Origin of the sequence: Arthrobacter sp. RIT-PI-e (assembly GCF_001187915.1) — a bacterium.
Lineage (GTDB): Bacteria > Actinomycetota > Actinomycetes > Actinomycetales > Micrococcaceae > Arthrobacter_D.
The window spans coordinates 1-7251 of the sequence record NZ_LGIU01000046.1 but is presented as its reverse complement, the minus strand read 5'-3'; the positions used below and the strand labels follow the sequence as shown (position 1 = coordinate 7251).

Sequence of the window (7251 nt, the reverse complement as noted above, 5' to 3'; positions counted from 1 at the left end):
CCGCTCCCGACTCCACTCGGCCCTGGGCTACACCACGCCAATAGAACACGAGCAATTACTCGCCAGCAATAAAGCTCAGCCGGCATAAGCCGCCTGATCAACTGTCCACAACTTGCGGGCAACCCCACTAGCGGACGCATTCGTGGGTGTGTTCGGTAGGGGTGGTTAGAAGGGGAGTTGGTCGTGGTTCGGCGGGACGATGAGGACTCCGGTGATGTTTTGATCGGTGTTGTAGGCGACGCGTCCGACCCAGTGTCCTGCTTCGCAGTTGATGGTGGTGTGCCCGATCAGGGTTCCGTGTACTGCTTCGCTGGTATCGATGGGTGTGCCATCGGGTAGCTCGAGCCTGGTATCACGGCAGTCGACGAGGTTGCCGGTATCGGCGACAGCTTGGGCCCAGGTATCCAGGATGAGTTCTCGGGTCAGGACCGCGGCGGTGTTCTTGGTCATCATGGGTGCCAGGGCGTCGTAGTCGCCGGCATCGATGAGCCGGAAAACCTTCTCGGTGGTGTCGAGCAGATCGGTGGTGGCCTGTGCCGGGTGCATTGTGTCTCCTGTTCGTGGGTCGCGTGGGGAGCCGAAGCGTTTGAATGCTGCCTGCCGGGTCATGCCCAGTACTGCGCCTATCTCGGCCCATGTGTGCTGTGGACGGGCTTCGATGACTGCTTCGTGGAGGTCGGTTCGTGCCTGTTCCAGGCGTCTGTGGGCAGCGGCAACTTCCTGGAGACTGGTGTCTTCTGTCACCGAGCAGGTGTTCTTGGTGATGTCGCAGCAGGGAGGACGGCGCCGACGAGGATTAGGGCCGGTGCCCACATTGCTGCGTTCTCGCCGCTGAGCCGAAAGAAGATATAGCCCAAGGGCACAGCGATCGCTGCTGCTGTGAGATAGGCCCGTGCTGGTACGAAGCCTCTGTAGGCAGTGGCGTACGAGCCGAAGAACAGCATCATCCATAGGGACAGACTGAACACGGCGCCCATGACGAATCCAGGCCACCCGACCGAGGTGAGAAGCCCAATGGCAAGAGTCATCAACAGCCAGGTGAGAAATGATGTCGACCATGTACGCATGCTCCAGCCTTGTCCGCCATGCACTCTCATGTCAACCTTTAGTTGACGGCTAGCGTGGTGCCGCTGTCTTCGCGGCAGGGGCCGTAAGCCGGTTCTCTCGCGTGCATGGAGACTCTGCGTGGCTGGGGTGTGTTCATAGCTTTGCTGGGCAGGGTGCAGTTCCGGGAGGATCTACAGTCGGTCCTATGAGAACGTGGGGGAGTGCTGGAGGCGCTACGGCATCGGGAATCGTTGTTGGTGGAGCTGTTCTATGGCTCTTGAGCCTCATGTTGCTCATCATTACCTCACCGTCAGGTACGGAGATCTCCAGTGATCCGGGTGCGCAGGCGGTACCCTACTGGGTGACGTTGACACCCCTTGTCATAGGAATCGCTCTTACCCTTCTTCTTCCCGCTTCTTCCCCACCACCGCGGCCCATCAAGGTCCGTTCTCGGAAGTCCTTCCGGGTGACGACGACCGGTCTTGTCGTCCTGGCGGCCCTGTTCCCGTTGGTGACAGTGGCAGTGCCCCTGATGGGTGAGACTTACGTTCTGGGCAAGCTGATCCTGTTGATGATCGTCCCAGCAGTCTTGATGCTCGCGGTGCGAGGCAGCGTGAGCATCACATGGGGTAGGGATTCTTCACGTTGGTGGGCCCCGGCGATCGTGATCGTGGTGTGGACGTTATTGTCCCAGGTCGCCTCGTGGAATCCGGGCTTCGACCTGGCGGGCCTGGATGTGGCTTTCGTTCTCACGGCAGCGATCGCGACGGCCATCACCGCAGGTGTGGGTGAGGAGCTCTTCTACCGCCGGTGGTTACAAACACGTCTAGAAGCCCTTCTGGGTGGGTGGCCGGGGATCGTGGTGACTTCTGTGGTCTTCGCGCTCATGCACCTGGGTTCCCATGGAACCGGTGCCCCGCTTCTGGATGTGGCCCGCGTCATCGTCGTCCAGGGATCATTCGGTCTGTTCGTGGGTGTGATGTGGTGGCGATACCGCAACCTCACCGCCATCATCGTCGTTCATATCATCAGCAATGGTTGGGCCGTAGCCGCAGCCTTACTCCGATGATCAGAACTCATGCCACCCATGCCACTCATGGCGCTGAAGGGGCTCGTTCGTCGTATGCTGCTGGTGCCTGTGAGGGGGCAATCGATCTTACGGATACGACGGACAGTAGGTGCTGATGCCACCTACGCCTCTTCAACGCGAACGGCAGTGTCATGCCATTCCTGGTCCGCGTCGGCGAGGTGGGGGTACACGTGCAGCATTTTCACCGCGATGACCTCCCACGAATCGCGGTCCCACTGGCGGTACATGTCCTCGACCCTGGCTCGGTACTCCGGCGAGTCGGACGCAGACCCGCCGGTACGCCCCTGTGCAGCTCGTTCATCCTCACCGGATCGAACGAGCTCGTTGCGCTGCTCGTCGCCGAGCGCCCGGAGCGCCCCGTGATTAGCGAGCCAGTCCACCACCGCCTGCATTTGGGACCTCGTAGGACCGCGGCCCTTCGTATCGTCCATGAGCGAAGCGTGCACTCGCCAGGGCTGGATCAGCCACGGGGCGAGGAATGTGAGGTCACCCCGGGCATTGACGTGCCGGGCCCAGTTGCCGGCGTCCACGATCTCGCGCAGTAGGTACCGTTCGCATTGTGCGAACGCATGCCGTTGATCCCGCCTGGACTGTGGGTATGGTGCCGCGGCGCGGCCCGGATCGCTCGGGTAGGGGACTGGCTTCGCTTTGAACTCGTACCACCATCGGCGCAACCGGCCACCATTGGTCATGCCCTTACTCATTAGCTCCCCCTCGCGCCCACTGTACTGACGACGATACCGAGATCACCGACTCGCGGTCCGCGTCCGTCACTGAACACCGATGCGCGATAATACAGTCCCGTGCCCGTAGGACGGTTGGAGCAGTGACGCTGATGCTCGTGGGTCAGTCGTTGAAGACGGACCAGCAGATGCTGTTCCTACGGCTTTGGTCCTCGAGGACTAGAGCGCGGAGGTGTTCTGGGATGTGTTGATGTTGCCAGTCGCGCTCAGCACGTCCGACGTCTCGTTCCCGGGTGGGGGGTGCTGCAGCTGTGGCGGCTTTGATGGCGTAAGCGGCTGCGCCCAGATCGTGTTCGGGAACGTGGGCGACGCAGGCAGCTTGACCGGCTGCGTAGGCCGCGAATCGTGGGGCTCCACGCAACGCACGCGCAGCGCCCATCGCGTGTCCTCCGATCATGCGGGTGGCCATCATTGTCGCTTCGCCGCGGGCCCAGGCTCGTGTTGTTTCAATTGCGGCACGAGGTCGGCCATCAGCAGGATGTGCTTCCTCGAACAACACCAGAGCGTGCTCGGCGCAGGTAGCCGCCCATAACGCCAGGAGCCGATGATCGGCCACGCTCAGGAGTCCACCGCGCCGAACGGAAACAAGGCGAGGACCACGAACAGTAGGAAGAATCACCACGCTAATTCATACTCTCCACCTGCTGCGGGCGGCAAGACCTGAGCCAGTGCATCTGTCCGCGAACGGTGTGGCGGGCACCGTGGGGGTGAGGCAAGGGTTACGTTCGGTGGATGTTCCTCCTTACTGCTTTGGCGATCGTGGCGGTTCTACTGTCTATCGTGAGCTCGGCGATCGTGCGGGTGGTTGTGTTCCGCGCGGAGAGGAACGCTCGCGTGGCCAATTACCCGAGCACGGACACCGGGGCGCTCTTCGTTGTGAAGAATCGTCGTTGGCAGTCCGTCCTTTTCCGTGTGCTCGGTATCGTCTTTTTGGTCGTCGGTAGTTTTTTCACGTTCATCTCGATTGTGGAGTCAGAGCAGATGGATGGGCCGGGCCCTTTGATCAGTGGGGCTGCAATCGCGGTGGCTGGAGCCCTCTTCGTCATCGTGGCCATGGGGATTAGTCGCTTCCACGTCGGAGCGTTCACCGACCACTTGAGGGTCCGCCCGTGGTTCCGACCAACACGGGTTGTCCCACTGGCCGAGATCGGGTCGGTCCGGCCTTCTTTCAACCGCCTCGGGGGAATCGACGTGAGGCACACCAGTGGGACGATGCTCTTCACCGCGACCGGGGTCAGTGTGGGGTACAACGACATCGTCTTTTATCTGCAGCAGCGGTCCTCCCGAGAACGAGCTACCAACCCTGCTCCGCCCGGCGAAGTCGAGCCCTGGCAGGGGAGGAGTCTTCGCGCCGAGTGGTTCCCACTTCCCTCTGGGCGCAAGAACATCTTGACCTCCGGTGTCTTCCTCACCGCCGGCGAAGTGACCGGGAACATGTACACACGTGAGCTCGTCGATCTGCTCAATCACCGGACCGGCATCGTGGAATCCATTACCTCGGACCCTCTGCTCTTTTTGTGCTGGCCCGACTCGGCGTCGCCCACATCGATCGCTTGGGAATCCCTGAAGGATTTACCGCTCGACTCGCTGGCCCTTCTCGTTGATCCCATGGATAGCGATGCCGCTGCGGTACTCACTGGTAGCGAGCTCACCACCTTCTCGACATGGGTCAGGGACCTTCCCCGCTAACCCAACCCGGTCAAATGCACCTCGTCCACGACGACGCGCCCACTTACTCAAGAAGTACGATCCGCAGCAGCTTGCACGCGCCAGAAAACCATCCTCGTGCGTGCAGACCCACCAGGAAGCTCCGTTAGCGGTGCAGCAACCTTGAGGGTTGACGTGCCTGAGCTACAGTCAGGCACGTTCATCACTCAGAAGGGAAAGTAGTGAAGGAAGCACAGCAAAAGAAGCTAGCGACCTTCGCCGCTGTTGCGGTGCTTGTGCTTGTTGCTGCGAATCAGGTGACCCGATTTCTCGTTGATGCCGAGGGGCCCTGGGTCTGGCTCGGTATCATATTTCAGGCACTAGCTCTCGTCATTCTCATCACCTGTCTGGTCAAGTTCGTTCGTGGTCAGCGCGATGACTACTGGAGGGAGCGTGGACGCGATCCACGAAACCCAGACCAGCCAATCTCTGGGCCACCATCTACTTAACGCCCGAAAGCGGATCGTTCAGCGGTTGGTGTTGGTGGCGTTCCAGTCGGTGAGGTTGTAGACGGTGACGAGGATCGCGCCCATGGTGAGCCAGAAGGCCCGTTCGCGTGGTGCCCGAGCGATACCTGCTAGGACGGGAACGAGGAGATACACAGGTCCGCTGCTTTTCTCGATCGCGCCATGGAGACGGAAACTCACGAGGCGTTTGATGGATAACGGCTGATCGGTTAGCGCGTTGAGTGCTCCCTGGGTGATGCCGAACAGGGCAAACACGATACGAGCCCTACGGCCAAGTCGTAGTAGGGAGGGTGCTGTGAGCATCGTGGCCAGGAAACCGTAATCGATGGCTCCGTGCATGGCCGGGCTGATGGGCTTGTTCATGCTCTTCAGTATGAAGTCCCGTCTGTTGATTGTTCGAAGGTTCGCGTGTGTAGGCTTTTTCTTAAGTTGTGCAGCGTTGTGAAGCATCATCCAGTACCGCATTACCGGCGGGTGGGATGAACCGTCCCAGGGCGATTTAAGAATCGTGGCCGGATACCCACCAAAGACCCAGTCCGGTCATCCCATCGAGAAACTACACCCGAGGTGCTCTACCTGGTGATCGGATCAGCACGTAGTCTGCCCATCAAGTAAGTAAGCACTGATATCACCAGGGGCGTTGCGTGAGTGATGAAACGATGTTCACGGAGGATCCCTTCACTGCTCAGATGCGTGGGCACTTGATCTGGGTCACATGGGTTCCCCGCATGAGAGTTACGGAGTATGAAGCGCTGCGCCTCGCGGAGCATACGCATACTCTCTACACTGACCTGCGTGCACCGATGCTGGTGATCCTCAACGACATGGTCTCTGTGAGCAGAGGCGCGCTGAAGACCTTCTCCCATGAGCTGAATATCGCAGCCGTGGCGTTAACAGGTCCCTCGGCCGTAGACCGGTTTATGTCCCAATACTTTACCGAGGTCCACCATCCTCCCTACCCCGCACGCCACTTTGACCATGTCGATGAAGCCCGCTCCTGGCTCAGCACCAACCCCCACGCCGGCTAACTGTTGTGAGGCATCAGGGGTAAGTCCTTCACCCAGGCCTACTGCATCATCGTGTCAGGGGATCGTTCATGGTGTTCGCGGACGAAGTCTGTTGCACCGGCTAGTTCGCTTAGTGCCTGGTCATACCGCGGAATCATTACTTTTCTGAAGGAGGTGTTATCACGGTAGGGGCTGCCGTGGTTCTGGGGTCTGCTGCACGGGTAGGTTGTATGCGGTGAAGTCAGGGGGACTGATGGTGCAGCAGGGAACACGGACCCGTTACAAACTCGAGGATGCCGGGGACTATGTGCGTCTGACCTGGTGTCCAAAGATCACCATCGAAGCCCGCGACGTGGTTGCTGCGACCGCAGCGATCACAGAGCTCTCCCCTGAACGGTCACGGCCCCTGGTGATGAGTATCGGTGTGGCCGAGCACATCACCCCGGATGCCAGACGGCTACTGATCAGGAACGTCTCCTCTTCGCGGACCGCGATCATCGGCCAGGACGATGTGGGACGGGTCCTCACCGCCTTCGCCCACCGGTCAGTGACCCCTACCCGGTATTTCACCGATGACGAGGAAGCCCTGGGTTGGGTGCTCGATGACACTGGTGAGTACTCGAGTGTTTTCGGGGAAAGCTACGGTGTGCAGAAAGCCTTCACCTCGCAGATGCTCGACGGCGTGCTGCGGGTGAGATGGACGCAGCCTTTCCATATCGATGCCGCGATCGCGCAGAACATCGTCTTGCGGGCCGAGTTCATGAACCCCACCTCGTGTCCGCCTATGCTCCTGGAACTGCGGGAGGTCATGTCAGCCACGGATAAGGCGATGAGGATCCTCGCGGACGGGTTGAACATCGCAGCCCTGGCCGTCGTCAGCACGGATCCCCGCGGTAAGAGACTCATCGCTTCCTATAAGCAACGGGCATACCCCCCTCCCCCCCCCCGCCACTTCAACACCGTGAAGCAAGCAGAACACTGGGTACACCTCACACCCGAGCCATGACACCACAACCGTGCGCCATCCACGGGTGTTTCTCCTATCCGCTGAGCGACCCTTCAGCGGGACTGTGGATTTAACGGTGTTTCTGGCCTGACGCGTCGCGCGTGAGCGTGGCGGGAAAGGTGCCGTCATGACGACACTGGATGTTGTGAGTCCGAAGAAAGAATCGAACGAGGATCGGTCCGCG

8 protein-coding genes are annotated in these 7251 nt (G+C 60.3%); 4 read left to right on the top strand and 4 right to left on the bottom strand.

The genetic code is table 11. The annotated features are described in order from the left end of the window. Nucleotides 1-165: 165 nt before the first annotated feature. Entirely contained in the window at nucleotides 166-744 is a 579-nt protein-coding gene (locus AC792_RS05845; protein ID WP_152916052.1) for a hypothetical protein, read from the bottom strand. Between the two features lie 769 nt (nucleotides 745-1513). Between AC792_RS05845 and AC792_RS05840 the strand changes: the two genes are divergently transcribed. After that, nucleotides 1514-2116 carry a CPBP family intramembrane glutamic endopeptidase gene (locus AC792_RS05840; RefSeq protein WP_235436417.1) on the top strand — a complete coding sequence of 201 codons (603 nt, stop codon included), beginning with the start codon at nucleotides 1514-1516 and terminating at the stop codon, nucleotides 2114-2116. Between the two features lie 122 nt (nucleotides 2117-2238). Here the strand turns inward: AC792_RS05840 and AC792_RS05835 are convergent, their stop codons facing one another. Then, complete coding sequence (locus AC792_RS05835; protein ID WP_152916050.1) at nucleotides 2239-2568, bottom strand: hypothetical protein; 330 nt, start codon at nucleotides 2566-2568, stop codon at nucleotides 2239-2241. Nucleotides 2569-2983: 415 nt separating this feature from the next. Next, complete coding sequence (locus AC792_RS17710) at nucleotides 2984-3436, bottom strand: putative immunity protein (protein ID WP_326947788.1); 453 nt, start codon at nucleotides 3434-3436, stop codon at nucleotides 2984-2986. 176 nt (nucleotides 3437-3612) lie between these two features. Here AC792_RS17710 and AC792_RS05830 point away from each other — a divergent pair, with 176 nt between their 5' ends. After that, nucleotides 3613-4569: a hypothetical protein gene (locus AC792_RS05830; RefSeq protein ID WP_049829634.1), complete on the top strand. Its 957-nt coding sequence runs from the start codon at nucleotides 3613-3615 to the stop codon at nucleotides 4567-4569. Between the two features lie 485 nt (nucleotides 4570-5054). Here AC792_RS05830 and AC792_RS16890 read toward each other — a convergent pair whose 3' ends face one another. Continuing rightward, nucleotides 5055-5417, bottom strand: a complete 363-nt coding sequence (locus tag AC792_RS16890) for a hypothetical protein (RefSeq protein ID WP_152916049.1) — start codon at nucleotides 5415-5417, stop codon at nucleotides 5055-5057. A gap of 281 nt (nucleotides 5418-5698) precedes the next feature. Between AC792_RS16890 and AC792_RS05825 the strand changes: the two genes are divergently transcribed. Both AC792_RS05825 and AC792_RS05820 read left to right on the top strand, forming a co-directional pair. Next, complete coding sequence (locus AC792_RS05825; protein ID WP_152916048.1) at nucleotides 5699-6082, top strand: DUF7793 family protein; 384 nt, start codon at nucleotides 5699-5701, stop codon at nucleotides 6080-6082. Nucleotides 6083-6314: 232 nt separating this feature from the next. Beyond that, nucleotides 6315-7067, top strand: a complete 753-nt coding sequence (locus AC792_RS05820) for a DUF7793 family protein (RefSeq protein WP_049829632.1) — start codon at nucleotides 6315-6317, stop codon at nucleotides 7065-7067. The last annotated feature ends 184 nt before the right edge of the window (nucleotides 7068-7251 follow it).